Source organism: Pseudomonas mandelii (assembly GCF_006438925.1).
Taxonomy (GTDB): domain Bacteria; phylum Pseudomonadota; class Gammaproteobacteria; order Pseudomonadales; family Pseudomonadaceae; genus Aquipseudomonas; species Aquipseudomonas mandelii_C.
In genome coordinates this window covers 179,301-203,800 of the sequence record NZ_RCZA01000012.1, presented here as the reverse complement: position 1 = coordinate 203,800, position 24,500 = coordinate 179,301, and the positions used below count along the sequence as shown (strand labels likewise).

23 protein-coding genes are annotated in these 24,500 nt (G+C 59.2%); all 23 read left to right on the top strand.

All coding sequences use genetic code 11. From position 1 onward, the window contains the following. Window positions 1-121 precede the first annotated feature (121 nt). The 23 genes from rfbF (at window position 122) to EAH74_RS25585 (ending at window position 24,499) form a co-directional block, all read left to right on the top strand. Window positions 122-895 carry a glucose-1-phosphate cytidylyltransferase gene (rfbF, locus tag EAH74_RS25695; RefSeq protein WP_008151005.1) on the top strand — a complete coding sequence of 258 codons (774 nt, stop codon included), beginning with the start codon at window positions 122-124 and terminating at the stop codon, window positions 893-895. Further along, window positions 877-1,959 (top strand): CDP-glucose 4,6-dehydratase, encoded by a 1,083-nt coding sequence (rfbG, locus tag EAH74_RS25690; RefSeq protein WP_123364525.1) that lies wholly within the window; start codon window positions 877-879, stop codon window positions 1,957-1,959. Before rfbF ends, rfbG begins: the two co-directional genes overlap by 19 nt. Further along, window positions 1,956-2,516 carry a dTDP-4-dehydrorhamnose 3,5-epimerase family protein gene (locus EAH74_RS25685; protein ID WP_140682022.1) on the top strand — a complete coding sequence of 187 codons (561 nt, stop codon included), beginning with the start codon at window positions 1,956-1,958 and terminating at the stop codon, window positions 2,514-2,516. Before rfbG ends, EAH74_RS25685 begins: the two co-directional genes overlap by 4 nt. After that, entirely contained in the window at window positions 2,513-3,739 is a 1,227-nt protein-coding gene (locus EAH74_RS25680) for a class I SAM-dependent methyltransferase (protein WP_140682020.1), read from the top strand. The genes EAH74_RS25685 and EAH74_RS25680 overlap by 4 nt, the downstream gene beginning before the upstream one ends. Further along, window positions 3,736-4,593: an NAD-dependent epimerase/dehydratase family protein gene (locus EAH74_RS25675; protein WP_140682018.1), complete on the top strand. Its 858-nt coding sequence runs from the start codon at window positions 3,736-3,738 to the stop codon at window positions 4,591-4,593. Before EAH74_RS25680 ends, EAH74_RS25675 begins: the two co-directional genes overlap by 4 nt. Then, on the top strand, window positions 4,583-5,653 hold the full coding sequence (locus EAH74_RS25670; protein ID WP_140682016.1) for a class I SAM-dependent methyltransferase: 1,071 nt from the start codon (window positions 4,583-4,585) through the stop codon (window positions 5,651-5,653). The genes EAH74_RS25675 and EAH74_RS25670 overlap by 11 nt, the downstream gene beginning before the upstream one ends. Before the next feature lie 17 nt (window positions 5,654-5,670). Continuing rightward, on the top strand, window positions 5,671-6,408 hold the full coding sequence (locus EAH74_RS25665; RefSeq protein ID WP_140682014.1) for a cephalosporin hydroxylase family protein: 738 nt from the start codon (window positions 5,671-5,673) through the stop codon (window positions 6,406-6,408). A gap of 51 nt (window positions 6,409-6,459) precedes the next feature. Beyond that, window positions 6,460-9,393: a TIGR00180 family glycosyltransferase gene (locus tag EAH74_RS25660; protein WP_140682012.1), complete on the top strand. Its 2,934-nt coding sequence runs from the start codon at window positions 6,460-6,462 to the stop codon at window positions 9,391-9,393. Between the two features lie 30 nt (window positions 9,394-9,423). Continuing rightward, window positions 9,424-10,425, top strand: a complete 1,002-nt coding sequence (gene pseB / locus EAH74_RS25655; protein WP_140682010.1) for a UDP-N-acetylglucosamine 4,6-dehydratase (inverting) — start codon at window positions 9,424-9,426, stop codon at window positions 10,423-10,425. Further along, window positions 10,422-11,585: a UDP-4-amino-4,6-dideoxy-N-acetyl-beta-L-altrosamine transaminase gene (gene pseC / locus EAH74_RS25650; RefSeq protein WP_140682008.1), complete on the top strand. Its 1,164-nt coding sequence runs from the start codon at window positions 10,422-10,424 to the stop codon at window positions 11,583-11,585. The genes pseB and pseC overlap by 4 nt, the downstream gene beginning before the upstream one ends. A 6-nt stretch (window positions 11,586-11,591) precedes the next feature. Beyond that, a complete protein-coding gene (gene pseF, locus EAH74_RS25645; RefSeq protein WP_140682006.1) occupies window positions 11,592-12,287 on the top strand; it encodes a pseudaminic acid cytidylyltransferase in 696 nt (231 codons plus the stop codon). Beyond that, complete coding sequence (pseG, locus tag EAH74_RS25640) at window positions 12,284-13,789, top strand: UDP-2,4-diacetamido-2,4,6-trideoxy-beta-L-altropyranose hydrolase (protein ID WP_140682004.1); 1,506 nt, start codon at window positions 12,284-12,286, stop codon at window positions 13,787-13,789. The genes pseF and pseG overlap by 4 nt, the downstream gene beginning before the upstream one ends. After that, window positions 13,782-14,834: a pseudaminic acid synthase gene (gene pseI / locus EAH74_RS25635; RefSeq protein WP_140682002.1), complete on the top strand. Its 1,053-nt coding sequence runs from the start codon at window positions 13,782-13,784 to the stop codon at window positions 14,832-14,834. The genes pseG and pseI overlap by 8 nt, the downstream gene beginning before the upstream one ends. 229 nt (window positions 14,835-15,063) lie before the next feature. Continuing rightward, the gene (locus EAH74_RS25630) at window positions 15,064-15,990 is read left to right on the top strand and encodes a ketoacyl-ACP synthase III (protein WP_140682000.1); all 927 of its coding nucleotides are present in this window, start codon (window positions 15,064-15,066) and stop codon (window positions 15,988-15,990) included. Between the two features lie 83 nt (window positions 15,991-16,073). Beyond that, window positions 16,074-17,366 (top strand): motility associated factor glycosyltransferase family protein, encoded by a 1,293-nt coding sequence (locus tag EAH74_RS25625; RefSeq protein ID WP_140681998.1) that lies wholly within the window; start codon window positions 16,074-16,076, stop codon window positions 17,364-17,366. Beyond that, window positions 17,363-17,632: a hypothetical protein gene (locus EAH74_RS25620; RefSeq protein WP_123364539.1), complete on the top strand. Its 270-nt coding sequence runs from the start codon at window positions 17,363-17,365 to the stop codon at window positions 17,630-17,632. The genes EAH74_RS25625 and EAH74_RS25620 overlap by 4 nt, the downstream gene beginning before the upstream one ends. Window positions 17,633-17,885: 253 nt before the next feature. After that, window positions 17,886-18,737, top strand: a complete 852-nt coding sequence (locus tag EAH74_RS25615) for a flagellin domain-containing protein (RefSeq protein ID WP_123364540.1) — start codon at window positions 17,886-17,888, stop codon at window positions 18,735-18,737. A gap of 73 nt (window positions 18,738-18,810) precedes the next feature. After that, entirely contained in the window at window positions 18,811-19,179 is a 369-nt protein-coding gene (locus tag EAH74_RS25610; protein ID WP_140681996.1) for a flagellar protein FlaG, read from the top strand. A gap of 82 nt (window positions 19,180-19,261) precedes the next feature. Next, window positions 19,262-20,683 carry a flagellar filament capping protein FliD gene (gene fliD / locus EAH74_RS25605; protein WP_140681994.1) on the top strand — a complete coding sequence of 474 codons (1,422 nt, stop codon included), beginning with the start codon at window positions 19,262-19,264 and terminating at the stop codon, window positions 20,681-20,683. Between the two features lie 131 nt (window positions 20,684-20,814). Then, the gene (gene fliS / locus EAH74_RS25600; RefSeq protein ID WP_140681992.1) at window positions 20,815-21,210 is read left to right on the top strand and encodes a flagellar export chaperone FliS; all 396 of its coding nucleotides are present in this window, start codon (window positions 20,815-20,817) and stop codon (window positions 21,208-21,210) included. A 10-nt stretch (window positions 21,211-21,220) separates the two neighbouring features. Beyond that, window positions 21,221-21,517, top strand: coding sequence for a hypothetical protein (locus EAH74_RS25595; RefSeq protein WP_008151048.1), 297 nt, complete (start codon window positions 21,221-21,223; stop codon window positions 21,515-21,517). A 172-nt stretch (window positions 21,518-21,689) separates the two neighbouring features. Continuing rightward, the gene (locus EAH74_RS25590) at window positions 21,690-23,165 is read left to right on the top strand and encodes a sigma-54 dependent transcriptional regulator (RefSeq protein ID WP_140681990.1); all 1,476 of its coding nucleotides are present in this window, start codon (window positions 21,690-21,692) and stop codon (window positions 23,163-23,165) included. A gap of 128 nt (window positions 23,166-23,293) precedes the next feature. Then, window positions 23,294-24,499, top strand: coding sequence for a sensor histidine kinase (locus EAH74_RS25585; RefSeq protein ID WP_170206633.1), 1,206 nt, complete (start codon window positions 23,294-23,296; stop codon window positions 24,497-24,499). Window position 24,500 lies beyond the last annotated feature (1 nt).

Sequence of the window (24,500 nt, the reverse complement as noted above, 5' to 3'; positions counted from 1 at the left end):
ATCGCCATAAAACCTTCACCCCAAGAGCGTGAACGGCCACTGGTTGCGGGCAAATGATGTGCATCTGACGGTTCGCCCACCCCTGCGGGGTACGGGCCGCGCGAAGAGCAAGAGGACAGCGATGAAGGCAGTAATTCTGGCAGGTGGTCTCGGTACGCGGATCAGCGAAGAGTCGCACCTCAAGCCCAAGCCGATGATCGAGATCGGCGGCAAGCCAATTCTTTGGCACATCATGAAGCAGTATTCCGCCCACGGGATTCATGACTTCGTGATCTGCCTTGGCTACAAGGGCTACGCGATCAAGGACTTCTTCGCCAACTACTTCCTGCACACTTCCGACGTCACCTTCGACATGCGCAACAACCGCATGGACGTGCATCAGAACTACAGCGAGCCATGGAGCGTCACCCTCATCGACACTGGCGAGGAAACCATGACCGGCGGCCGCTTGCTGCGTGCCGGCCGTTACCTCAAGGATGAAGAGGCCTTCTGCTTTACCTACGGCGACGGCGTCTCCGATATCAATATCCGTCAACTGGTGGACTACCACACTGCCCACGGTCGTCTGGCGACCGTCACCGCCGTACAACCGCCGGGACGTTACGGTGCCCTGGAGCGTCACGGTGATCAGGTGCTTGGTTTCACCGAGAAGCCCCGTGGTGACGGTGGCTGGATCAATGGCGGTTTCTTTGTGCTTTCGCCGAAAGTGCTCTCGTACATCGGCGGTGATGACACCACTTGGGAAGCCGAGCCGTTGGCCCGTCTGGCCCAGGACGAACAATTGAAAGCCTTCGAGCATGAAGGCTTCTGGCACCCGATGGACACTCTGCGCGACAAGAACTACCTCGAAGCGCTGTGGCAGAGCGGGGAGGCCCCATGGAAGCAATGGGACTGAGCCCGGAATTCTGGCGCGGCAAACGCGTTCTGCTGACCGGTCACACCGGGTTCAAGGGCAGTTGGCTGACCCTGTGGCTGCAAAGCCTCGGTGCCGAGGTCAGCGGTTTTGCCCTCGACCCGTCGACCGAACCGAGCCTGTTCGAACTGGCCCGGGTGCACGAGGGCATCAACGATCAGCGCGGCGACCTGCGTGACCTCGGCGCCTTGCTGGAACTGATCACCGAAGCGCAGCCGGAAATCGTCCTGCACCTGGCGGCCCAGCCGCTGGTGCGCGAAGGCTATCGCGATCCGCTCGGCACTTACTCCAGCAACGTCATGGGCACCCTCAACCTGCTCGAAGCGATCCGTCAGGTCGGTGGCGTGCGCGCCTGCGTGCTGGTGACCACCGACAAGGTCTACGCCAACAAGGAATGGCTGTGGCCCTACCGCGAAGACGAAGCCCTCGGCGGCCACGACCCTTACAGCAGCAGCAAGGCCTGCTGCGAGTTGCTGGCCCAGTCCTATGCTGCGTCGTTCTTCCCGGCCGAGCGCTACGCTGAACATGGCCTGGCGCTGGCCACGGCCCGGGCCGGCAATGTGCTGGGCGGTGGTGACTTCGCTCCAGAACGCTTGATCCCTGATGTCCTCAAGGCCTGGTCGGCGGATGAACCGGTGACCCTGCGTTACCCGCAAGCCGTGCGCCCGTGGCAGCACGCCCTGGAACCGTTGGCCGGTTACCTGCAACTGGCCGCCGGTCTCTATGAAAAAGGTCCCGCGTTTGCTGGCGCCTGGAACTTTGGGCCGAGCGAAGCGGACATGTGCAGCGTCGGCGAAGTGGTCGAACTGCTCGCCAACCGCTGGCCGCAAGCACGCGGGTTGCGCATCGAACCGAGCGATTTGCATGAGGCCGGTCTGTTGCGCCTCGACAGCAGCCGCGCCCGTCAACTGTTGGCCTGGCAACCGCGCTGGTCGTTGCAGCAGTGCTTGACCCATACCCTCGATTGGCACCTGGCCTGGCAAAACGGCGACGACATGCGCGCCATCACGTTGGGCCAGTTGAACCTGTACCGAGGCGCGCTGTGAGCGAGTTTCTGTTGAAGTCATTGCCGCTGGCCGGACTGTTCAGCGTGCAGCACAAACGCTTCGAAGATGAGCGTGGGCACTTTGCGCGACTGTTCTGCGAAGGCAGCCTGAGCGCCTTCGGCCAGCCGTTTCATATCCACCAGATCAACCATTCCTGCACCCGTGAGCGGGGCAGTGTGCGGGGGCTGCATTATCAGAACGCCAGCGCACCGGAAGCCAAATTGATCACGTGTCTGCGCGGTGAGGTCTGGGACGTGGCGGTGGATTTACGCCCGGACTCGGAGACCTTTCTGCACTGGCACGCCGAACACCTGCGGGCCGGCGACGGTCGCAGCCTGTTGATCCCGGCCGGTTTTGCCCATGGTTTCCAAACCCTCACCGAAGACGCCGAATTGCTTTACCTGCACAGCGCTGATTACACGCCTGCGCATGAGGGCGGTTTGTCGGTGAACGATCCACGGCTGGCGATTGCCTGGCCGTTGCCTGTCAATAATCTGTCGGCCAGGGATTCCAGCCATCCCGTGCTCGATGAACACTTTGCTGGAGTGCGTGTATGAATTGCCGTGGTTGCGCTACTCCTCTGGCTTTGCCGCTGATTGACCTTGGCACTTCGCCGCCGTCCAACGCCTACGTGCGCGCCGATCAGCTGGAACACGCCGAGCAATGGGTGCCGCTGAAGGTAGCGGTGTGTCAGCAATGCTGGCTGGTGCAGACCGAGGATTACACCAGCGCCGACAGCCTGTTCGATGCCGAATACGCTTATTTCAGTTCGTTTTCCAGCACCTGGCTGGCCCATGCCGAGCGTTATGTGGGCGAGATGGTCGAGCGTTTCGACCTGACGGCTGACAGCCGTGTGGTGGAAATCGCCGCCAACGACGGTTACCTGTTGCAGTACGTGGCCGGGCGCGGCATCCCTTGCCTGGGCGTCGAGCCGACCCGCAGCACCGCGCAAGCTGCACGGGGAAAAGGCCTGGAGATTCGCGAGCTGTTCTTCGGTCGCGATACCGCGTTGCAGCTGACAAGCGAAGGCTGGGCCGCCGACCTGATGGCCGCCAACAACGTGCTGGCCCACGTGCCGGATATCAATGATTTCCTCGGTGGTTTCGCGACCTTGCTCAAGCCGACGGGCGTGGCGACATTCGAGTTTCCGCAATTACTGACCCTGATGGCAGGGCAGCAATTCGACACGCTGTATCACGAGCACTATTCCTACCTGTCCCTGACCGCTGTGCAGGCGCTGTGTGAACGCAATGGCCTGGAAGTGTTCGATGTCAGTCAGCTGTCGACCCACGGGGGTTCGCTGCGCGTGTTCGTTCAGCGCGTCGACGGTGTGCGCCGCGAAGTCCAGCCAGCGGTTCAACAGCAACTGCAAGCCGAGCTCGATGCCGGTGTAAAAGACCCCGAGTACTACGCAACCCTCGCGCCCGCCGCCGAACGCATCAAGCACGAACTGCTGCGCTTCCTGTTGCAGGCGAAAGCCGACGGCAAGCGTGTGGTCGGGTACGGCGCCGCGGCCAAGGGAAATACCTTGCTCAACTACGCCGGGGTCAAACCGGACTTGCTGGCCTGGGTCGCCGATGCCAACCCGCACAAGCAGGGCAAGTACCTGCCGGGCAGTCGCATCCCGATCGTTTCGCCGGCGCAGATCGACATCGAAAAACCGGATTACGTGCTGGTCCTGCCGTGGAATTTGTTGCATGAAGTCAGTCAGCAGCTGGTTCAAGTGCGCGAGTGGGGTGGCCGATTCGTCATCGCCGTGCCTGAGTTGACCGTACTGTGAAGGTTCTGGTCACCGGGGCCACCGGCTTCGTCGGCCGGCATCTGGTCGCTGCCTTGCTCGCCCGAGGCTGTCAGGTCCGGGCCGTTGCGCGCAACGCCGAGACCGCCGCGAGCATGCCGTGGATCAATGCGGTGGAGTTCATTGCCGCGGATATTCACGCCGCTGACCTGGACATCGCCAAGCTGACCGCGGGTGTCGATGCCCTGGCGCATCTGGCCTGGCCGGGGTTGCCGAACTATCAGGCACTGTTCCATTTCGAGCACAACCTGATGGCCGACTACCGTTTCATCAAGTGCGCGGTCGAGGCGGGCGTGTCGCAGGTGCTGGTCACCGGGACCTGTTTCGAATACGGCATGCAGAGTGGGCCGCTCGATGAACAAAGTGTGCTGCAGCCGAGCAATCCCTACGGTTTGTCGAAAAACACCCTGCGCTTGTTCCTCGAAAACCTGCAGCGCGAGAAGCCGTTCACCCTGCAATGGGCGCGGCTGTTTTACCTGCACGGCAGCGGACAGAACCCCAATAGTTTGCTGGCAGCGCTGGATCGGGCGATCGATGCCGGCGACGAACGTTTCAACATGTCGGCCGGTGAGCAACTGCGCGATTACCTGGCCGTTGATACTGCCGCCGGTTATCTCGCGGCGATCCTGCAACAGCGGGACTTCAATGGCGTGATCAATTGTTCCAGCGGCCAGCCGATATCGGTCAGAGCGCTGGTCGAGCAGCGGCTGCGTGAGCGTGGCGCATCGATCAGTTTGAACCTCGGTCACTACCCATACCCGACCCATGAACCGATGGCGTTCTGGGGCGTGGCGGACCGCTTGCAACAGCTACTGGGAGCAGAGCATGAGGCATGAGTTGTATCGGGTCGCCGACCTGCCGGTATTGCAGAATCGCACCTTCGCCGACCCGAAATCGGCCAGGGCTTCGGCCTCTGCCGACATGGTGTTGGTACAGGATGAGCAGAGCGGGTTGATCTTCAACCAGGCCTTCGATGCCGACAAGCTCAGCTACGACGCCGACTACCAAAACGAGCAGGCGCATTCGGGCCAGTTCCAGAAGCACCTGAGCGATGTCGAAGGCATCATTGCCCGGCACTTCAAGGGCCAGGAACTGATCGAAGTCGGCTGCGGCAAAGGCTACTTTCTCGAACTCCTGAAAGATCAGGGCTATGCCATCACCGGCATCGACCCAGCCTACGAAGGCGACAACGCCGACGTGATCAAAGCCCCTTTCACGCGCGGGCTGGGTCTGGCGGCGGACGCCATCGTGCTGCGTCATGTGCTCGAACACATTCAGGATCCGGTGAGTTTTCTTGCCGAGATCGCCGGGGCCAATCAGGGCGGGCAGATCTACATCGAAGTGCCGTGCTTCGACTGGATTCTCGAACACCGCGCCTGGTTCGACCTTTTTTACGAGCACGTCAATTACTTCCGCCTCGATGACCTGCGCCGGATGTTCGGCACCGTGCATGAGGCCGGTCACCTGTTCGGTGGCCAATACCTGTACATCGTCGCCGATCTCGCCACGCTGCGCCTGATCCCGGAACAACCCGTGCCGCGCCTGACGCTGCCCGGAGGTTTCACCTCCAGTCTTGACCGCGCCGTTCAGATCATTCAGGCCGCCCCCGAACAAGGTTCGGCGATCTGGGGGGCATCGTCCAAAGGCGTGATCTATTCACTGTTCCTGCAACGGGCCGGTGTGGCAGTGGACCGCGTGGTGGATATCAATCCGGCCAAGCAGGGCCGTTATCTGCCGCTGAGTGGCGTGCGGGTGTCCTCTCCACAAGAGGCTATGGATGCTCTGCCCGAAGGCGCCCATCTGTTTGTGATGAACTCCAACTACCTCGAAGAGATCAAGCGGATGACCGGTGGACGCTACGTCTATCACGCCGTCGACAGCGCTTCGTTCCAGTGACCATTGAGAATTTTCAAATGACCGATAACAGCATCCATAAAGCCTTCGAAGCCGAATGCCAGGCAGAAATCGCGCGTCAGGGCGATGACCAGAAACTCACCGGCCTGGCCCGGGATTTCTTCAATGAATCGGCAAGGCACAAATACAGCTACCACTTCTCGTGGATGGGCCGTCCGATCATCCAGTTGCCGCAAGACATGATGGCCATGCAAGAGATCATCTGGCAGGTCAAACCGGACCTGGTGATCGAATGCGGTATCGCCCATGGCGGTTCGATCATCTACTACGCATCGCTGCTGGAGCTGCAAGGCCACGGCGAAGTGCTGGGCATCGACCTCGACATTCGTCCGCACAACCGCGAGGCCATCGAGAGCCACCCGATGAGCAAGCGCATTTCGATGATCGAGGGTTCGAGCATCGATCCTGCGATCGCCGCACAAGTGCGTGCCGCTGCCGAAGGCAAGAAAGTCATTCTGGTGCTCGACTCCAACCACACCCACGACCATGTGCTTGAAGAGCTGCGCCTGTACGCGCCGTTGGTCTCGGTGGACAGCTACTGCGTGGTGATGGACACCGTGGTTGAAGACATGCCGGCCGACTTCTTCCCGGATCGTCCATGGGGCCCGGGCGACAACCCGAAGACTGCGGTATGGAAGTATCTGGAAGAGAACAAAGACTTCGAAATTGACCAGCAACTGCAAAACAAGCTGCTGATCACCGTGGCGCCGGACGGTTATCTGCGTCGCGTTCGTTAATCAAAAGTGGTTTCAGGTTCTTGGCGATTGGCCGGTTGTGGGGATAGAAAGATGCAGGTTCAAAACAGTGCTCAAAACAACGTTGCGCCGCTGAACGAGCGGTTTACGGTGGTGGTGATTTCCCACAACCGGAAAGCGTTCCTGCGACGCACTTTGCAGTACTACAGCAGCTATCCCTGCACGGTCCTGATCCTGGATTCGTCCGTTGAGGGCGATGAAGACATTTCCCGGGATTTCCCGTCGGTCGACTATCGCCATTTGCCGCAATACACCTACAAGGGGCTGCAGGAAAAGCTCACCTACGGCGTTAATCAGGTCACCACGCCGTACATGGTGTTCGCCGCTGATGATGATTTTCTGCTGCACCGCGCACTGACCGAGTCAGTGGAGTTTCTCGAAGCCAACCCTGACTACGGTCTGTGCCATGGCTACGGGATCATGTACCTGTCCCGGGCTACCGAGGTGAACTACTATCGCCGCGACCGCAAGGTGCACGAGGATTACAACTCGGAGTTGGCTGAGGATCGGGTCGTCCGGTTCATGGACAACTTCCTGCCGCCGTTCTATGCGGTGACCCGTACCGACCTGCTGCAACAGTGGTACAGCCTGCTGCCACCGGGTACCGGTTTCGAGTGGCAGGAAATCGGCCACACCTTCTACCTGCTGGCCTGCGCCAAGGCGCGGATTCTGCCAATTCCGTTTGCCGTGCGGGAAATAAACTACGGCGCCTCGGACCACAACACCAACGTGTTGACGGTGCTGACATTCAAGGATGCGAAAAACGAGGCCGAGCGCGAGCACTTTGCCGAGTTCCTGGCCTCTATCCCGACGCCGCTCAGCGCCAAGGGCCTGGCCCAGGCCAAACAGATTGCCCTCGACAGCTTTGCGGCGATGGCCGATTGCTTGCTTGAAGGTCGCTCGCTCAAAGGCACGTCGATCATTCGTTCGGCCTGGCGCGAGGCGGGGGAAGAGCCGATTCGTAGCTTCGGCTCCGAGCAGTTTGTTGAAATGCCGTTCTACAACAAACCGGTGTTCGACCTGCTGACGGAGTTCGAATTCCTGCTGCACGCCATGCCCGCCGGCCGCCTGCAACTTCAGGAACTGGAAGGCATCCTGCTCAAGCAGCATGAGTTGATGCGCATTCACCCCAATGACACCGATCGCACAGTGCGTAGCCGCTTGTGGGAAGCCCTGAGCCTGAACGTGTTCAACCGTGCCGTGGTCAAGCGCCTGGCGGAGTCATTGAAGGACAGCGAAGAGCCGGAAGAGGGCCTCAAGCTGCAAGCCTGGGCCGAACGACTGGACGCCCTGCCGGGTCAGCAAGACCGCCGGCTGTTCGAGAACATGCCGTCCGGCCGGTTGCTCAACTGGCTCGAGGCGCGCAACCCGGATACCGCGCAACTCAAGACGATCGCTGCGCATTTGGCCAAACACAACGGTGGTCCGCAGTTCGGCATTCTGTTGCTGGATCTGGATGCCGACATGTTCAAGTTGCAGGCGACCTTCGACAGCCTGGTCGGTGGTCACTGCAAGGCGTTCAACGTGGTGGTGTTTACCACCGGCGATCTACCGGCGACCACCACCGTGCGCGACACCGTGCATTTCGTCAAAGTCACCACGACCAATTACGTCGAACGCATCAATCAGATTGTCGCCCAGTCCACTGCCGACTGGCTGTTGCTGGCCGAGGCCGGTGATCAGTTCACTGCCAGCGGTCTGCTGCGTGCCAGCCTCGAGTTGCAAGGTGCCGAGGGCTGTCGCGCGGTGGCCATGGACGAACTTCAGCGCAAGGCCGATGGTGCCCTGAGCGATGTATTCCGGCCGGGGGTCAACCTCGATCTGCTGCAAAGCGTGCCATCGTTGATGGCGCGTCACTGGTTGATCCGCCGTGACGTGCTGACCCAGGCTCGTGGTTTCTCGACCCAGTACACCCAGGCGCTGGAATTCGATCTGTTGCTGCGTCTGATCGAAGAAGGTGGTCTGGCGGGTCTGGCGCACCTGGCCGAGCCGTTGCTGATTTGCAATGCCCCGGTGGAGGAAGCCAACGCTCAGGAACAACAGGCGTTGACCCGATCTCTGGCGGCGCGGGGTTATCGCGCTCAGGTCAGTTCGGCGCTGCCGCTGACCTATCAGATCGACTATCAGCACGCCGAGCGGCCGCTGGTGTCGATCATTCTCCAGAGTCAGGACAACCTTGAGGCACTGCAACGTGCGCTGGTCAGTGTGCTGCAACGCACCCGCTATCAGCGTCACGAAGTGCTGATCGCCGACAACTACAGTCAGTGCGAAGAGCTGGCGACCTGGTTGAGCAGCCTGGAAGGCAAGGGTGATCGCATTCGCGTACTGCGCAGCACTAAGCGCTTGAGTGCATCGGCGCTGAACAACTTCGCGTGCGCCGAGGCCAAGGGTGACTACCTGGTGCTGCTGTCGGCCGAGTCTGAGGTGGTCAATGCCAACTGGCTCGAGAGCCTGGTCAATCAGGCCCAGCGTCCGGAAGTCGGAATCGTTGGCGCCAAGCTGATGGACATCCGAGGCGTCACGACTCAAGCCGGTTTGATCCTTGGTTTGAATGGCGATCTTGGCTCGCCGTTTATCGGTGAGCGTAAAGACGCCAAGGGCTACATGAATGGCCACCAGGTGGAGCAGAACTATTCGGCGGTATCCGGTGCGTGCCTGATGATTCGCAAGGCGTTGTATGAAGCGGTCGGTGGCCTGGATGAAGAGCATTTCGATGAAGCCTTTGGCGATGTCGACCTGTGTCTGAAAGTCGCCGACGCAGGCTATCTCATTGTCTGGACGCCTCAGGCGCAGCTGCTGCACCCGGGTGTGTTGCCTGAGGCACCTCAGGCCCGCGCGGCGCTGCGTGACAAGTGGCAGGCGCGCTTCGCTCAGGATGCGGCCTACAACCAGAATCTTTCCCTGACCGGCAAGGGTTTTACCCTCGGCGACGCTAACAGTGTGAACTGGGCGCAGTTGCTCGCATAAGTCTGACTGACAGGTAAAAGGACTCAAGGCATGTTCAACGGTAAATCGATTTTCATCTCTGGCGGCACCGGTTCGTTCGGGCGCAATTTCATCCGCCGCTTGCTGGAGCAATATCAGCCCAAGCGTGTGGTGGTGTTCTCCCGCGATGAGCTCAAACAGTACGAGATGCAACAGACGTTCAACGCTCCGTGCATGCGTTACTTTCTCGGCGACGTGCGTGATGCCGAGCGTTTGCGTCAGGCCATGCGCGGCATCGATTACGTGGTGCATGCCGCGGCACTGAAACAAGTGCCGGCGGCGGAGTACAACCCCACCGAATGCATTCGCACCAACGTCAACGGCGCGGAAAATATCATCGCCGCGGCCATCGATAACGGGGTGAAAAAAGTCGTCGCGCTGTCCACCGACAAGGCCGCCAGCCCGATCAACCTGTACGGAGCGACCAAGTTGCTGTCGGACAAGTTGTTCGTCGCCGCGAACAACATTGCCGGTGACCAGAACACCCGTTTTTCGGTGGTCCGTTACGGCAACGTCGCCGGCTCGCGGGGGTCGGTGGTGCCGTTTTTCAGCAAGCTGATTGCCGAAGGCGCCACGGAGCTGCCGATCACCGATGAGCGCATGACGCGTTTCTGGATCACCCTCGATCACGGCGTGCAGTTTGTGCTCGACAGCTTCGCCCGCATGCACGGTGGTGAAGTGTTCGTGCCGAAGATCCCGTCAATTCGTATCGTCGATCTGGCGTGGGGCATGGCTGAACATTTGCCGCACAAAAACGTCGGCATTCGTCCGGGAGAAAAACTCCATGAGTTGATGGTGCCGCTGGACGATGCGCGCATGACCCTGGAGTTTGATGATCACTACACGATTCAGCCGTCGATTCGTTTCACCAGCGTCGATGTGGATTTTGCCGTCGATAAACTGGGCGAACAGGGCAAGCCTGTGAGCGAGGATTTCGAGTACCGCTCCGACACCAACCCGCGCTTCCTGTCGGTAGGCCAGATCGCAGATCTGCACGCGGAGCTGTCGGCATGATTCCCTACGGTCGGCAAAGCCTCGATCAGGCAGACATCGATGCGGTGGTCGCCGTGTTGCAGTCCGACTGGCTGACACAAGGGCCGACCATTGAACGCTTCGAACAGGCCATGGCCGAGCGTTGTCAGGCCGATTTCGCGGTGGCGGTGTGCAATGCCACCGCCGCGTTGCACATTGCCTGTCTCGCTGCCGGGCTCGGCCCGGGCGACCGGTTGTGGACCACGCCGAACACCTTTTTGGCTTCGGCCAATTGTGGTCGCTATTGCGGCGCCGAAGTGGACTTCGTCGACATCGATCCGCTGACCTGGAACCTCGACGCCTACACCCTGGCGGCGAAGCTTGAAGCTGCCGAGCGCGACGGCACGCTGCCGAAGGTTCTGGTGGCCGTGGCGTTTTCCGGTCAGAGCTGCGACATGCGCATGATTGCCGAATTGGCCGAACGCTATGGCTTTACGGTGATCGAGGATGCGTCCCATGCGGTCGGCGCGTCCTATGCCGGGCGTCCGGTGGGCTGCGGCGAATTTGCGGCGATGACGGTGTTCAGTTTCCACCCGGTGAAGATCATCACCAGTGCCGAGGGGGGCATGGTCCTGACTAACCGCCCGGAACTGGCTGAGCGCTTGCAACGCTTGCGCAGCCACGGCATGACCCGCGATCCGCAACAGATGACCGAACCCAGTCACGGTCCCTGGTACTACCAGCAAGTGGAATTGGGCTTCAACTACCGGATCACCGATCTGCAAGCGGCGCTCGGTTTGTCACAACTGAACAAGCTCGATGGCTTCATCGAGCGTCGCCGTGAATTGGCGGCGCGGTATGACCGATTGCTGGCGTACTTGCCGTTGACCTTGCCCTGCGCGCAACCAGACGCCGAGTCGGCGTGGCACCTGTACGTGGTGCGGTTGCAACCTGATCGGATCAACCTCAGCCATCGGCAGGTGTTCGAGGGGTTGCGGGCGGCCGGGATCGGGGTGAACCTGCACTATATTCCGCTGCATTTGCAGCCGTACTATCGCGAGCTGGGATTTGCCGAAGGTGACTTCCCGCAGGCCGAGCGTTATTACGCCGAGGCCATCAGCCTGCCGATGTTTCCTTTGCTGAGCGATGAACAACAGGACTTCGTGGTCGAGCAACTGCGTCGGTTGGTTCTTGAGGAGTAGTGACACTTGAGCTGCGTTGCAATCATTCCGGCCCGCGGTGGCAGCAAGCGAATCCCGCGCAAGAACCTCAAACCGTTCGACGGTGTACCGATGATCGTCCGTTCGATCCGTACGGCACTCGATTGCGGGTTGTTCGATCAAGTCGTCGTCAGTACGGATGACGAAGAAATTGCCGACGTCGCCCGGGCTCATGGCGCGCAGGTGCCGTTCGTACGACCTGTCGAACTGGCCGATGACTTCACCGGAACGGCTGCGGTGATCGTGCATGCCTTGAACCAGTTGCCGGTCTTCGACTACGTCTGTTGCATCTACGCCACCGCGCCGCTGTTGCAGGCGAAGTATTTGCGTCAGGGGCATGAATTACTGATGCAGCATCCGGACAAGTCCTTCGCTTTTTCCGTGGCCGGTTTCGGCTTCCCGGTGCAACGTGCCTTGACCCTCGACGAGCAGGGGGCCTTGACCTCGCTCTATCCGGAATTCCGCAACACCCGCTCCCAGGATTTGCCTGAAGCCTATCAGGATGCCGGCCAGTTCTATTGGGGGCGCAGAGAGGCCTGGTTGCGCGGCGATGTGCTGTTTTCTCCGGCGAGCCTTCCGGTGATTCTGCCGCGGCATCTGGTGCAGGACATCGACACCCTTGAAGACTGGAAGCGTGCCGAATACCTCTATGACGCATTGAAAGCTGGCGGAGAGCTGCAATGAGAGTGCTGATCCGCGCCGATGCGTCGCCGACCATTGGCAGCGGTCACATTGCTCGCTGTTTGACCCTGGCCAGAGTCTTGCGCAAGCAAGGCGCGCAGGTGGCCTTCGCTTGCCGCCTGTTGCCGGGCCATCGACTGGATGCACTGCAAGCCGAGGGCTTTGAGGTCTTCGCCCTGGCGGCTCGTTACCCTGATGAAGACCCGCAGCAGGCAATCGAATCCTTGCTGCCTTGGCAAGCGGACATCGCCGCGCTTGGGCAGGCGCTGAGTAATCATCCGGCTTTCGATTGGGTCATTGTCGACCACTACGGCCTCGACCATCATTGGCAGACCGCAGCCCGCCGTTGGGCGACAAGGATTGCTGCTGTGGACGACCTCGCCACTCGAACCTACAGCGTCGATTTGCTGCTCAACCAGAATTTATCGGGTACGCCCCAAGCTTATGCTTCGCTGCTGGCGCCCGGTTGCCAGACCTTGCTCGGCCCACGTTTTGCCCTGCTGCGCGATGAATTCTGCTGTCCGGCGATTCCGGTCAAGCCCCAGGTCAGGCGAGTGCTGGTGAATTTCGGTGGCTTCGACGCGGCGATGCAAACCCATCACGCGATGTTGGCAATGGCGGATTTGCATGAACTCGAAGCCGATTTCGTCGCCGGTGCCGATAACCCGGCCTGGACACAGATGCAGGCCTTGGCGGTGAGTCGTCCGAACTGGCGCTTGCACAGCTTTGTCAGCGACTTTTACCGATTGATGACCGAGGCCGACCTGTTTGTCGGTGCCGGTGGCGGTACCAGTTGGGAGCGGGCAGCCTTGGGGTTGCCGACAATCTGCATTGCGGTCTCGAATAATCAGCAGGCCAACGGCGAAATCATGGCGACCTCAGGTTCCCATGTGTATCTGGGCACCCGCGAGCACGTCAGCGTCGAGCAGTTGCGTCAGACCATCGCTTTTCTCGCGGGCAATCAGGGGTTGCGCCAAAGTCTGGCCGACCACTCGCGTCAGTTGGTCGATGGGAGGGGGGCGCAGCGGGTTGCGGCAGCGCTCGCCGGTGCGGTATTGCAGGTTCGCAGGGCGTCCCTGGACGATGCGCAGTTGCTGTTCGAGGGGCGCAATGCCGAGTGGGTGCGGCGCTGGTCGCTGGATACGCAGGTCATCGATTGGCAGCGGCATCAAGACTGGCTGGCCGCGAGCTTGAACAACCCCGGGCGATTACTGTTGATCGCCGAGGCGGATGATGGCCCGGTCGGGGTACTGCGTTATGACCTGGACGGACTGGCAGCCGTAGTCTCGATTTACCTGCTTAAAGGCCGCCTCGGTCTGGGGTGGGGCAGGGCCCTGCTGGCGCGGGGCGAAGCCTTCGTGACCGCCCACTGGCCGCAACTGCAGGCCATCACCGCGCAGGTGTTGCCGACCAATCAGCCGTCGCTGAAGGTTTTCCGAGAAGCAGGTTTCACTCAAAGTGCTTGCGCGTTCACGCGCGTATTGAAGGATCACAGCAATGACTAGTTTCAAGATCGGCAATCGCTTGATCGGTGCTGATGCGCCGCCGTTCATCATCGCCGAGATGAGTGGCAACCATAACCAGTCCCTTGATGTGGCGCTGCAGATCGTCGAAGCCGCAGCCAAGGCCGGTGCCCATGCCTTGAAGCTGCAGACCTACACTGCCGAGACCATGACCCTGGACCTGTCCGAAGGTGAGTTTTTCATCACGGACCCGAACAGTCTCTGGGCCGGTTCTTCGCTGTACGCGTTGTACGAGAAGGCCCACACACCGTGGGAATGGCACGCGCCGATTTTCGCCCGGGCCAAAGAGCTGGGCATGCTCGCGTTCTCCACACCGTTCGATGACACCGCGGTGGACTTCCTTGAAAGCCTCGACGTACCGGCCTACAAGATTGCCAGTTTCGAAAATACCGACCTGCCACTGATTCGGCGGGTCGCCGCCACTGGCAAGCCGTTGATCATTTCGACCGGCATGGCCAGCATCGCTGAACTCGACGAAACCGTGCGTGCCGCCCGTGAGGCCGGTTGCAAGGACCTGGTGTTACTCAAGTGCACCAGCACTTACCCTGCAACGCCCGCCAACAGCAACGTGCGGACGATTCCTCACTTGCGTGAATTGTTTGGCTGCGAAGTTGGCCTGTCCGATCACTCCATGGGTGTTGGCGTGTCTGTCGCCGCGGTGGCGCTGGGGGCGACGGTGGTGGAAAAACATTTCACCCTCGACCGTGCAGCGGGTGGTGTGGATGCCAGTTTCTCCCTCGAACCTGCGGAGCTGGCAAGCCTGGTGATCGAAACCGAGCGCGCCTGGCAGGCCATGGGCCATGTGCATTACGGCGTGACCGAAGCCGAGCGCAAGTCCCTGGTGTACCGTCGTTCGCTTTATGTGACTCAGGACATGGCTGCCGGTGAGCCCTTCACCGCCGCCAATCTGCGGGCGATTCGTCCCGGCCTTGGGCTGGCGCCTAAACACGCGGAAAGCCTGCTGGGCCGCCGCGCCCGCCAGGCCATCAAGCGTGGTACGCCGCTGGATTGGTCGTTGGTCGAATAACCTGTTGTGGGGCTGATTCGGCAAAATAGAGTGACCTGCGAGTCATAACGCGCATCTTCACTGTATTGTATTAATCGGGGAGGTGGCGCCTGGTGTCTTTTTGACCCAGTGATAGCCTTTTATTCTTCCCGTCTGTCGCTCCCTCGGGGCGACATTTTTCTCTGTTTGTCGGCGCCCCTCGATTCCTTGCGAGCGGTGGTATTGGGCTGTTTATTATTGGGAAGCCGTAATGATTGGCATAAAGAGCATTGCGAGCTACGTTCCTGTAGCCGGCGTGGACAATTACGCACAAGGTGCAAAGTTCGAAAAGGATGAAGAATTCATCCTGGGCAAAATCGGTTCGGCCTTCCTGCCGCGCAAAGACGCCGGGCAGGAAACTTCGGACCTGTGTGTCGAAGCAGTCAATGCGCTGTTCGCCAACAATCCCGATTTGAACCGTGAATCCATCGACGTGCTGATCGTCGTCACTCAGAACGGCGACGAAGAAGGCCTGCCGCACACGGCGGCCATCGTTCAGGACAAACTCGGACTGCCGACCACGGTCGCCGCGTTTGATATTTCCCTGGGCTGCTCCGGCTATGTCTACGGCATCTATGCGATCAAGGGGTTCATGGAAGCCGCCGGCCTCAAGAATGGCCTGTTGGTGACTGCCGATCCGTACTCGAAAATCGTCGATCCGGAAGACCGCAACACCACCATGCTCTTCGGTGATGCGGCTACCGCCACCTGGATGGGCGAAGACGCGCCATGGCAGTTGGGCAAGGCCAAGTTCGGCACTGACGGTTCCGGCGCACCGCACCTGAAGGTCACCGATGGCGTGTTCTACATGAACGGCCGTCAGGTGTTCAACTTCGCGTTGCTCAAAGTCCCGGCGCATTTGCATGAGCTGCTGGGCGACTCAGGCCTGACGGCCGACGATATCGATGCTTTCTGCATTCACCAGGGCAGTGCTGCGATTGTCGACGCGGTGGCACGACGCTTTGAAGGTGAACCCGAGAAGTTCATCAAGGACATGGTCGAGACCGGCAACACGGTGTCTTCAAGCATTCCGTTGCTGTTGGAAAAACATGTCATGGACTCCGCCTGGAAGCGTGTCGCGTTGAGCGGTTTTGGCGTTGGTCTGTCGTGGGGTTCGGCGATCATCTATCGTCCTTGAACCACTAAAAGCCAGGCACAAAAAAAGCGTTCAAGGTGTAATCTTGAGCGCTATTTTTTTGCCCGAATGAAAAGCGAGGCTCCATGAGCGAGTTCTTTGAACGCAACGTCGACGTCATACAGCGACGCTGGCCGATGCTGTCTGCGCGCTTGCTGGTTGAGAACACACGCTTGTTGCAGGCTGAGCTGGTGGAAGGCATGGGCTCGACGCTGAGCATCGATGGCATTCAACTGACCAGCCGCCATGACCGCGTCCGTGAGGCCAGGCTTCAGGCCGACAGCCTGCCAGCCGACAGTCCGGTGGTGCATGTCTACGGCACCGGGCTTGGCGATCTGCAAGTGGAGCTGCTGACGCGCGCCGGGCTTGAACGCTTGTATGTGCACATCCTCAACGGAGCGGTGTTTGCGCTGGTGCTGCAACTGCTGGATCAGCAGCAGTGGCTCGGCGATCCGCGGGTCCAGCTGATGTACGCCGGCGATCTGGCGGAAATCCAACTACCGTTTTTCGCCTTGCCGTCCGAGTTGGTGCTGGCCGATGACTTCAATGCCAAGATCCGCGATCGCCTGATCAGTGAAACCCACCTGACGTTTAATAATCGAGAGTTCTCCGCTCAGGCTCCAAGCATTGTCGAGCGCTTGCAGGCGAGTCTGGCGCTGGTGCAGGCCGATGGCGATGTGGCTGAGTTGTTCGGTTCCTGTGCCGGGCAGGAAGTGTTCGTCATTGCCACGGGCCCGAGTCTTGAGCTGCACTTCGATCGCTTGCGGGCGATTCGCGAGCAAGCGGTGCGACCGTTGTTCATTTGTGTCGATACGGCTTATCGGCCGCTACTCAATCATGGCATTCGCCCCGATGTGGTGGTCAGCATCGACCAGCGTATTTCGACCCGGCATCTGCCGCCTGAAGGCACATCCGCGATTACGCTGGTGTACATGCCGATGGTCGATCCTCTGGTATTGAGTGCCTGGCAGGGGCCGCGTTATACCGGTTACTCCGCCAGCCCGATCTATCAACAGTTGCGTCAGCAATGGCCCAAGGGTGAGCTGTATGGGGGGGGGAGCGTGATTCATCCAGCGGTGGACCTCGCGGTGAAAATGGGCGCAGTGCAGGTCACCCTGTTCGGCGCCGACTTCGCCTTCCCCGGCGACAAGACCCATGCCGGCTGGAACGATGGCGACCTCGGCCCGCAATTGGGAGCGGCCAAACACTGGGTGCTCGACGGGCATGGCCAGCGGATCAAGACGCAGCTCAACTTCCGCAGTTATCTGTGTGAGCTGGAGCGTTTTATCGCCGGTCATCCACAGGTGCGTTTCTATAACAGCAGTCGGGCAGGGGCGATGATCGCCGGTACCGCTTTTCACCCGGAGTTGGCGTTATGAGTGCGCTTGAGTCCTTTGTGATCGACGCGCAGCACTGTGCGGCATTGTTCCGCCTGGGGCGTGATGTGGAGGCCGGGCTGGCGATGATCGAACTGATCGGTGCGCTGCAGCCGTCCTTCGATCTGGCGTTGCCGGCTGCTCAGCAGCAGTGGGTGCGTTTGCTGGGGCCGATGCTCGAGTGTCAGGAGTCTCTGAACTGGCTTGCCCTGGCGGACTATCTGGAATACGAACTGGTCCAGTTGTTGACTGACAGTCTGTCCATTTAAGCAATTTCGCTTCCGCCGGTGCCGGCGAGTCCTCGCCAACTTGTCATCGGCATTTCCCTGGCGTCATTTTTTCGCTGCTTGATCGCGGCCAAGTCCTTTGTTTACGGGGGGTGGCAACGTGATGGCAAATATTTTTGAAAATCCCCTAAAGCAAGTTGCAATCCCGACGATAACTATTACGAAGGTTCTCTAGGCCATACCCGGCGGTTGCCAGGGCCGGAAGCCGCAGTACCCAACCAACGAGGAATTCGTCATGGCTTTAACAGTAAACACTAACGTCACATCGTTGAACGTTCAGAAAAACCTGAACAAGGCTTCCGATGCTCTGTCTACTTCGATGACTCGCCTGTCTTCCGGCCTGAAAATCAACAGCGCCAAAGACGACGCCGCCGGTCTGCAAATCGCTACCCGTATGACTTCGCAGATCCGTGGTCAGACCATGGCGATCAAAAACGCCAACGACGGTATCTCGATCGCTCAGACTGCTGAAGGCGCGATGCAAGAATCGACCAACATTCTGCAGCGTATGCGTGAACTGGCTGTTCAATCGCGAAACGACTCCAACGGCACCGACGACCGCGCTGCTCTGAACAAAGAGTTCGCAACCATGTCGGACGAACTGACCCGTATTGCCAAGTCGACCAACCTGAACGGCAAGAACCTGATCGACGGCACTGCTGGCACCATGACCTTCCAGGTCGGTTCCAACACCGGCGCCACCAACCAGATCACCATCACTCTGGCCAGCGGCTTCGATGCTGCCACCCTGAGCGTTGACTCTGCTGCCGTCGCCATCACCGGTAACGACAGCGCCACTGCAGAAGCCAGCACCGCTGCTGCAATCGTCGCAATCGACGCAGCCCTGAAAACCATCAACACCAGCCGTGCGGACCTCGGTGCTGCCCAGAACCGTCTGACCAGCACCATCTCCAACCTGCAGAACATCAACGAAAACGCCAGTGCTGCACTGGGTCGCGTACAAGATACCGACTTCGCTTCGGAAACCGCGCAGCTGACCAAGCAGCAAACTCTGCAACAAGCTTCCACCGCAGTTCTGGCTCAGGCCAACCAACTGCCATCCGCTGTACTGAAATTGCTTCAGTAATAGCTGGGTTTGTTTTGGCGGGGGAGTGCGCACGTCGCGCTCTCTCGCTTTTTTGGTTTAAGAGGTGATGGACATGGATATGAGCGTGAAGCTGAACTTGTCTTATCCTGCGCACCAGCAGGCGACAAAGACTGTTGCCGATAAGCCGGCGCACAAGCCTCTAGCGGAAACTGCGCCAGTGGTTGCCGTCAAGGAAGAAAGTAAAGGCAGCCAAACCGAGCAGGAACAACTGAAGATGGCCGTTCAGGAAATTGAAAAGTTTGTTCAGTCGGTCAAGCGTAACCTGGAGTTCTCGATTGACGAGCCTTCAGGCAAAGTTGTGGTAAAAGTGATCGCCAGTGACTCCGGTGAGGTGATCCGCCAGATCCCCAACGAAGAAGTCCTTAAACTGGCCAATAGCTTGAATGATGCAAGCAGCCTGTTGTTCAGCGCAAAAGCCTGACAGCTGGCATGAATTTTGTTGCTATGTTCTTTTGGGCGTTGTAGTGGTCAAAAGGCCGGCGACACACTGAAGGGAGTTTCACATGGCAAGTCCAATTCTACCGGGCACGGGTTTAGGCTCCGGCCTTGATACCGGTGCTATCGTCAAAGCCTTGGTGAACGCTGATAAAGCGGCCAAGCAAGGTCAGATTGACCGTGGGACTGCAACCAACACCGCAAGCATCTCCGGTATCGGGACCTTGAAGTCCTTGATGGCTGCGTTTACCAAATCCATGACTGATTTGGGCAGTAAAACCAACCCGCAGTTTCCCGGGTTTGCTGCGACTTCCTCTGATGTGAAATTTGTCACGGCCACCGCCAGTAACTCGGCCGTGGGCGGCAACTATGTCATCAACGTCGGCAATCTGGCCACGTCGTCCAAAGTGGCCAGTGCTGCGTTTGCCGGTGGTACGAGCAGCGCTATCCCCACGGGCACGCTCACCATCAGCCAGAGTGGCAAGAACTTCAACGTCAATGTGGCCGCCGGGGCGACATTGCAATCGGTTCGCGACTCGATCAACGCCGACAGCTCGCTCAAGGCTGCCGGTGTCAGTGCCAACATTGTCACCGACTCCTTTGGTTCGCGCCTCGTGCTGGGCTCCAGCAACACGGGCGCGGGCTCTGATATTTCCGTCAGTGGTATTGCCGGGCTTGAAATCGATGGAACTAACGTCGTCGGCACCACCGGCTCTCCAATGACCGCCACGTCAGCTGGCGCGATCGGTGCAGTGGCACTTGATGCCAAGTTCACCGTCGACGGCATGGCATTGACCAGCAAGACCAACGCGGTCGACAAAGCCGTTTCCGGCCTGACGTTCAACCTGATTGCTGTAGGGACCTCGACTGTTACCGTGGCGGCGAACACCGATGGCCTGAAGGCGTCGATCCAAAAGTTCGTCGATGCCTACAACGCTATCGCCAACAGCGTCACTGCATTGACCAAGCCTTCGCTCGATGATGATGGTAAGCCGACCGTTCCGGCAGCATTGACCGGTGATGCGCTGCCGCGTTCGATCCTGTCGGCGATTCGTGGTCCGTTGTCTGAAACCGGCTCGGGAGACAAGCTCACGGTGCTGGCGCAGTTGGGCATTACCACCAATCAGAAGACCGGTGCGCTCGATTTTGACAGCACCAAGTTCACTGCTGCGATGAATGACAAAAAACTGGGCGGTGAAGTCCAGGAGTTATTCACGGGTGACAACGGTCTGCTGGAGCGCATGAATAAGGCTATTGCGCCTTTTGCAGATACCGGCGGTATTCTGGATCAGCGTACAACCAGTCTGAACAAGACCAAGACCAAGCTGACCAACGACCAGGCTGCTCTGGATCGTCGTATCGAGACCCTGACCGCCGTACTGACCAAAAAATACAACGATATGGATACCCTCGTCGGCAAGCTGAAAGCCACCGCCAGCAACATCACTTCGATGTTCGAAGCAATGACCGCGCAGCAGAAGAACAGCTGATAGTCTAGTCGCGCCAAAAGCCCGGCAGCGTTGTTAAACGCTCCGGGCTTTTGTGTTTTGCGACTAAAGTTTTTTGACGCGTCGTCGATACACTGGTTATACGAACCACAGATTTTTTGATGAGGTACAACATGAATCCAATGTTAGCCCTTCGCCAATACCAGAAGATTGGCGCTCAGGCGCAGACTTCCGAGGCCAGTCCTCATCGTCTGGTACAGATGCTTATGGAAGGTGGGCTGGATCGTATTGCGCAGGCCAAAGGCGCGATGGAGCGTAAGGACATCCCGAACAAGGGCGTTCTGATTGGTAAGGCCATCGGCATCGTCGGCGGTTTGCGTGAAGGTCTGGATCTGGAAAACCAGGCTGAATCGGTGGGTGAGCTGGATAACCTCTACACCTACATGATGAAGCGTCTGGCCGAAGCCAACATCAAGACAGATCCAAAGATTCTCGACGAAGTCGCTGATTTGCTTCGCACTGTCAAAGACGGGTGGGATGCTATCGCCGTGCCGGGTCCGCAGTTTTAAGGAGATCACCATGAGTCTTGTATTGCAGCGAATCGAACAAACCCGTGAAGGCCTGGTCGGTGCTTTGGCCGAGCGTAACTGGGAAGCCATTGGTGAATTGGACCTGGCTTGCCGTTCCTGCATGGAAGACGTCTTGAGTGAAGCTTCGGTGGACGAGGCCGCGTTGCGCGATAATCTTGAGGAGTTGCTGGGGGTGTACAAACAGCTTCTTGAGGCGGCGACAGGAGAGCGGCAAGCGATAGTTGATGAGATGTCGCAGATCCACCAAGCACAGAGCGCGGCAAAGGTTTACCATCTGTTCGGTTAATTAATCCCCGGTTAATCCAAACATAGTGCGCCATAAATTTGACTGTGCACGGTTTTTTGACTTAACTAGTGGCTGATTCCAGATTTCAGGCGTCTACAGGCATAACGTGTCTGAAAGCGTCTAGCTTGCCCCAGCATTTGGGCATTGAGTTGACTAGGGAAGTTGCTATTGCATGTGGCGTGAAACCAAAATTCTGCTGATTGATGACGATAGCGTCCGTCGCCGCGACCTGGCGGTGATTTTAAATTTTCTTGGCGAAGAAAATTTACCCTGCGGTAGCCATGACTGGCAGCAGGCTGTCGGCTCATTGTCATCAAGTCGTGAAGTAATCTGTGTCCTGATCGGGACGGTTAATGCTCCTGGTGCACTTGTGGGCTTGTTAAAGACACTCTCAACCTGGGATGAGTTCCTTCCGGTTTTGTTAATGGGCGATAATTCTTCCCTTGACTTGCCAGAAGACCAGCGTCGCCGAGTGCTTTCGACCCTCGAGATGCCACCCAGCTACAGCAAACTGCTCGACTCCCTGCACCGTGCCCAGGTCTATCGCGAGATGTACGACCAGGCCCGCGAGCGCGGCCGTCATCGCGAACCCAATCTTTTCCGCAGTCTTGTCGGCACCAGCCGGGCGATTCAACACGTCCGTCAGATGATGCAGCAAGTCGCCGACACCGACGCCAGTGTGCTGATCCTCGGTGAGTCCGGGACCGGCAAGGAAGTGGTCGCGCGCAACCTGCACTATCACTCCAAGCGTCGTGACGCGCCGTTCGTACCGGTCAACTGCGGGGCGATCCCGGCCGAGTTGTTGGAAAGCGAACTGTTTGGCCACGAGAAGGGCGCCTTCACCGGGGCAATCACCAGCCGCGCCGGGCGTTTCGAACTGGCCAATGGCGGCACGCTGTTCCTCGATGAAATCGGCGACATGCCGCTGCCGATGCAGGTCAAGTTGCTGCGCGTATTGCAGGAGCGCACCTTCGAGCGCGTGGGCAGCAACAAGACCCAGAGCGTCGATGTGCGGATCATCGCGGCGACCCACAAGAATCTCGAAAGCATGATCGAGATCGGTACCTTCCGCGAAGACTTGTACTACCGCCTGAACGTATTCCCGATCGAGATGGCGCCGCTGCGCGAGCGTGTCGAAGACATTCCGCTGCTGATGAACGAGTTGATCTCGCGCATGGAACACGAGAAGCGTGGGTCGATCCGTTTCAATTCCGCGGCGATCATGTCGCTGTGCCGCCACGGCTGGCCGGGCAACGTCCGCGAACTCGCCAACCTGGTGGAACGCATGGCGATCATGCATCCGTATGGGGTGATCGGCGTGGTCGAGCTGCCGAAGAAATTCCGTTACGTCGACGACGAAGACGAGCAACTGGTCGACAGCTTTCGCAACGATCTTGAAGAGCGTGTGGCCATCAACGGTCATACTCCGGACTTCTCTGCCGGCGCCATGCTGCCGCCGGAAGGCTTGGACCTGAAGGACTACCTCGGTGGTCTGGAACAAGGGCTGATTCAGCAGGCGCTGGATGATGCCAATGGCATCGTGGCGCGCGCGGCAGAGCGGCTGCGTATTCGTCGCACCACACTGGTGGAAAAGATGCGCAAGTACGGTATGAGCCGTCGTGACGGTGATGAACAGGCAGATGATTGACGCCTGTTTTTCAAGTCCTTCATTTGTAGGCGGTTTTTTTTAGGCACGGGTATTGCTACATCCCTCGCAACGTTCCGTTTAACTGACGGTCAGCCAAGCGAGAGAGCACGATGCCCCAAGCCGCCCAGATGTCTCCTGTCCCTGACGCTTCGGGACAACCGTCGTCCGTAGAGCAGGCGAGCCGGCTTGGCCTTGAGCAGGCGTTTGCACTGTTCAACCAGATGTCGAGCCAATTGACCGATTCCTACAGCATGCTCGAAGCCCGGGTCACCGAGCTCAAGGGTGAACTGGCGGTGGTCAGCGCTCAGCGCATGCAGGAGCTGGCGGAAAAAGAACGCCTGGCCAACCGGCTGCAAAACCTCCTCGATCTGTTGCCCGGCGGCGTCATCGTCATCGACGCCCAAGGCATCGTGCGCGAAGCCAACCCCGCTGCCTGCGAACTGCTCGGTCTGCCCCTCGAAGGCGAGCTGTGGCGTCATGTCATTGCCCGCTGCTTTGCACCCCGTGAAGACGACGGTCACGAAATCTCGCTCAAGGATGGTCGGCGTTTGTCGATCTCCACTCGCTCGCTGGATGCCGAGCCCGGTCAGTTGGTGTTGCTCAACGACCTGACTGAAACCCGTCATCTACAAGATCAACTGGCCCGCCACGAACGTCTGTCGTCCCTCGGCCGAATGGTCGCTTCGCTGGCTCATCAGATTCGTACTCCCTTGTCCGCCGCCTTGCTCTACGCCAGTCATTTGACTGAGCAAGCGTTGCCGGTCGAGACCCAGCAGCGTTTTGCCGGGCGCCTGAAAGAGCGTCTGCATGAGTTGGAGCATCAGGTTCGCGACATGCTGGTGTTTGCGCGCGGCGAGTTGCCGCTGACCGATCGCGTCACGCCCAAAGTGCTGATGCAGTCGCTGCAGGCGGCAGCGCTGACCCATGTGCAGGACCTGCCGATTCGCTGGCAATGCGACAGTCATTTGGGCGAGTTGCTGTGCAATCGTGACACGCTGGTCGGGGCGATCCTGAATCTGATCGAGAACGCCATCCAGGCCAGTGCCGGTGATGTTCGCTTGAAGGTCCACCTCTATACCCGTGACGACAATTTGCGTGTATCTGTCAGTGACAGCGGCAGTGGCATCGACACGAAAGTGCTGGCACGACTCGGCGAGCCGTTTTTTACCACTAAAACCACCGGGACCGGCCTTGGCCTGACCGTGGTCAAGGCAGTGGCACGTGCCCATCAGGGAGAATTGCAGCTGCGCTCGCGGCTGGGACGCGGCACTTGCGCGCAGGTCATCCTGCCGCTTTTTTCCGGTGAAAAGCCCCACGCTCAGGGAGCGGAGTGAA

Bases quoted from the DNA above. Each gene is read 5' to 3' on its own strand.
- EAH74_RS25595 (WP_008151048.1), top strand. From the start codon at position 21,221: ATGAGTCTTGTATTGCAGCGAATCGAACAAACCCGTGAAGGCCTGGTC.
- EAH74_RS25590 (WP_140681990.1), top strand. From the start codon at position 21,690: ATGTGGCGTGAAACCAAAATTCTGCTGATTGATGACGATAGCGTCCGT.
- pseC (WP_140682008.1), top strand. From the start codon at position 10,422: ATGATTCCCTACGGTCGGCAAAGCCTCGATCAGGCAGACATCGATGCG.
- EAH74_RS25680 (WP_140682020.1), top strand. From the start codon at position 2,513: ATGAATTGCCGTGGTTGCGCTACTCCTCTGGCTTTGCCGCTGATTGAC.
- EAH74_RS25625 (WP_140681998.1), top strand. From the start codon at position 16,074: ATGAGCGAGTTCTTTGAACGCAACGTCGACGTCATACAGCGACGCTGG.
- EAH74_RS25585 (WP_170206633.1), top strand. From the start codon at position 23,294: ATGTCTCCTGTCCCTGACGCTTCGGGACAACCGTCGTCCGTAGAGCAG.
- EAH74_RS25630 (WP_140682000.1), top strand. From the start codon at position 15,064: ATGATTGGCATAAAGAGCATTGCGAGCTACGTTCCTGTAGCCGGCGTG.
- pseI (WP_140682002.1), top strand. From the start codon at position 13,782: ATGACTAGTTTCAAGATCGGCAATCGCTTGATCGGTGCTGATGCGCCG.
- pseG (WP_140682004.1), top strand. From the start codon at position 12,284: ATGAGAGTGCTGATCCGCGCCGATGCGTCGCCGACCATTGGCAGCGGT.
- pseB (WP_140682010.1), top strand. From the start codon at position 9,424: ATGTTCAACGGTAAATCGATTTTCATCTCTGGCGGCACCGGTTCGTTC.
- rfbF (WP_008151005.1), top strand. From the start codon at position 122: ATGAAGGCAGTAATTCTGGCAGGTGGTCTCGGTACGCGGATCAGCGAA.
- EAH74_RS25670 (WP_140682016.1), top strand. From the start codon at position 4,583: ATGAGGCATGAGTTGTATCGGGTCGCCGACCTGCCGGTATTGCAGAAT.
- rfbG (WP_123364525.1), top strand. From the start codon at position 877: ATGGAAGCAATGGGACTGAGCCCGGAATTCTGGCGCGGCAAACGCGTT.
- fliS (WP_140681992.1), top strand. From the start codon at position 20,815: ATGAATCCAATGTTAGCCCTTCGCCAATACCAGAAGATTGGCGCTCAG.
- fliD (WP_140681994.1), top strand. From the start codon at position 19,262: ATGGCAAGTCCAATTCTACCGGGCACGGGTTTAGGCTCCGGCCTTGAT.
- EAH74_RS25620 (WP_123364539.1), top strand. From the start codon at position 17,363: ATGAGTGCGCTTGAGTCCTTTGTGATCGACGCGCAGCACTGTGCGGCA.
- EAH74_RS25615 (WP_123364540.1), top strand. From the start codon at position 17,886: ATGGCTTTAACAGTAAACACTAACGTCACATCGTTGAACGTTCAGAAA.
- EAH74_RS25660 (WP_140682012.1), top strand. From the start codon at position 6,460: ATGCAGGTTCAAAACAGTGCTCAAAACAACGTTGCGCCGCTGAACGAG.
- EAH74_RS25665 (WP_140682014.1), top strand. From the start codon at position 5,671: ATGACCGATAACAGCATCCATAAAGCCTTCGAAGCCGAATGCCAGGCA.
- EAH74_RS25610 (WP_140681996.1), top strand. From the start codon at position 18,811: ATGGATATGAGCGTGAAGCTGAACTTGTCTTATCCTGCGCACCAGCAG.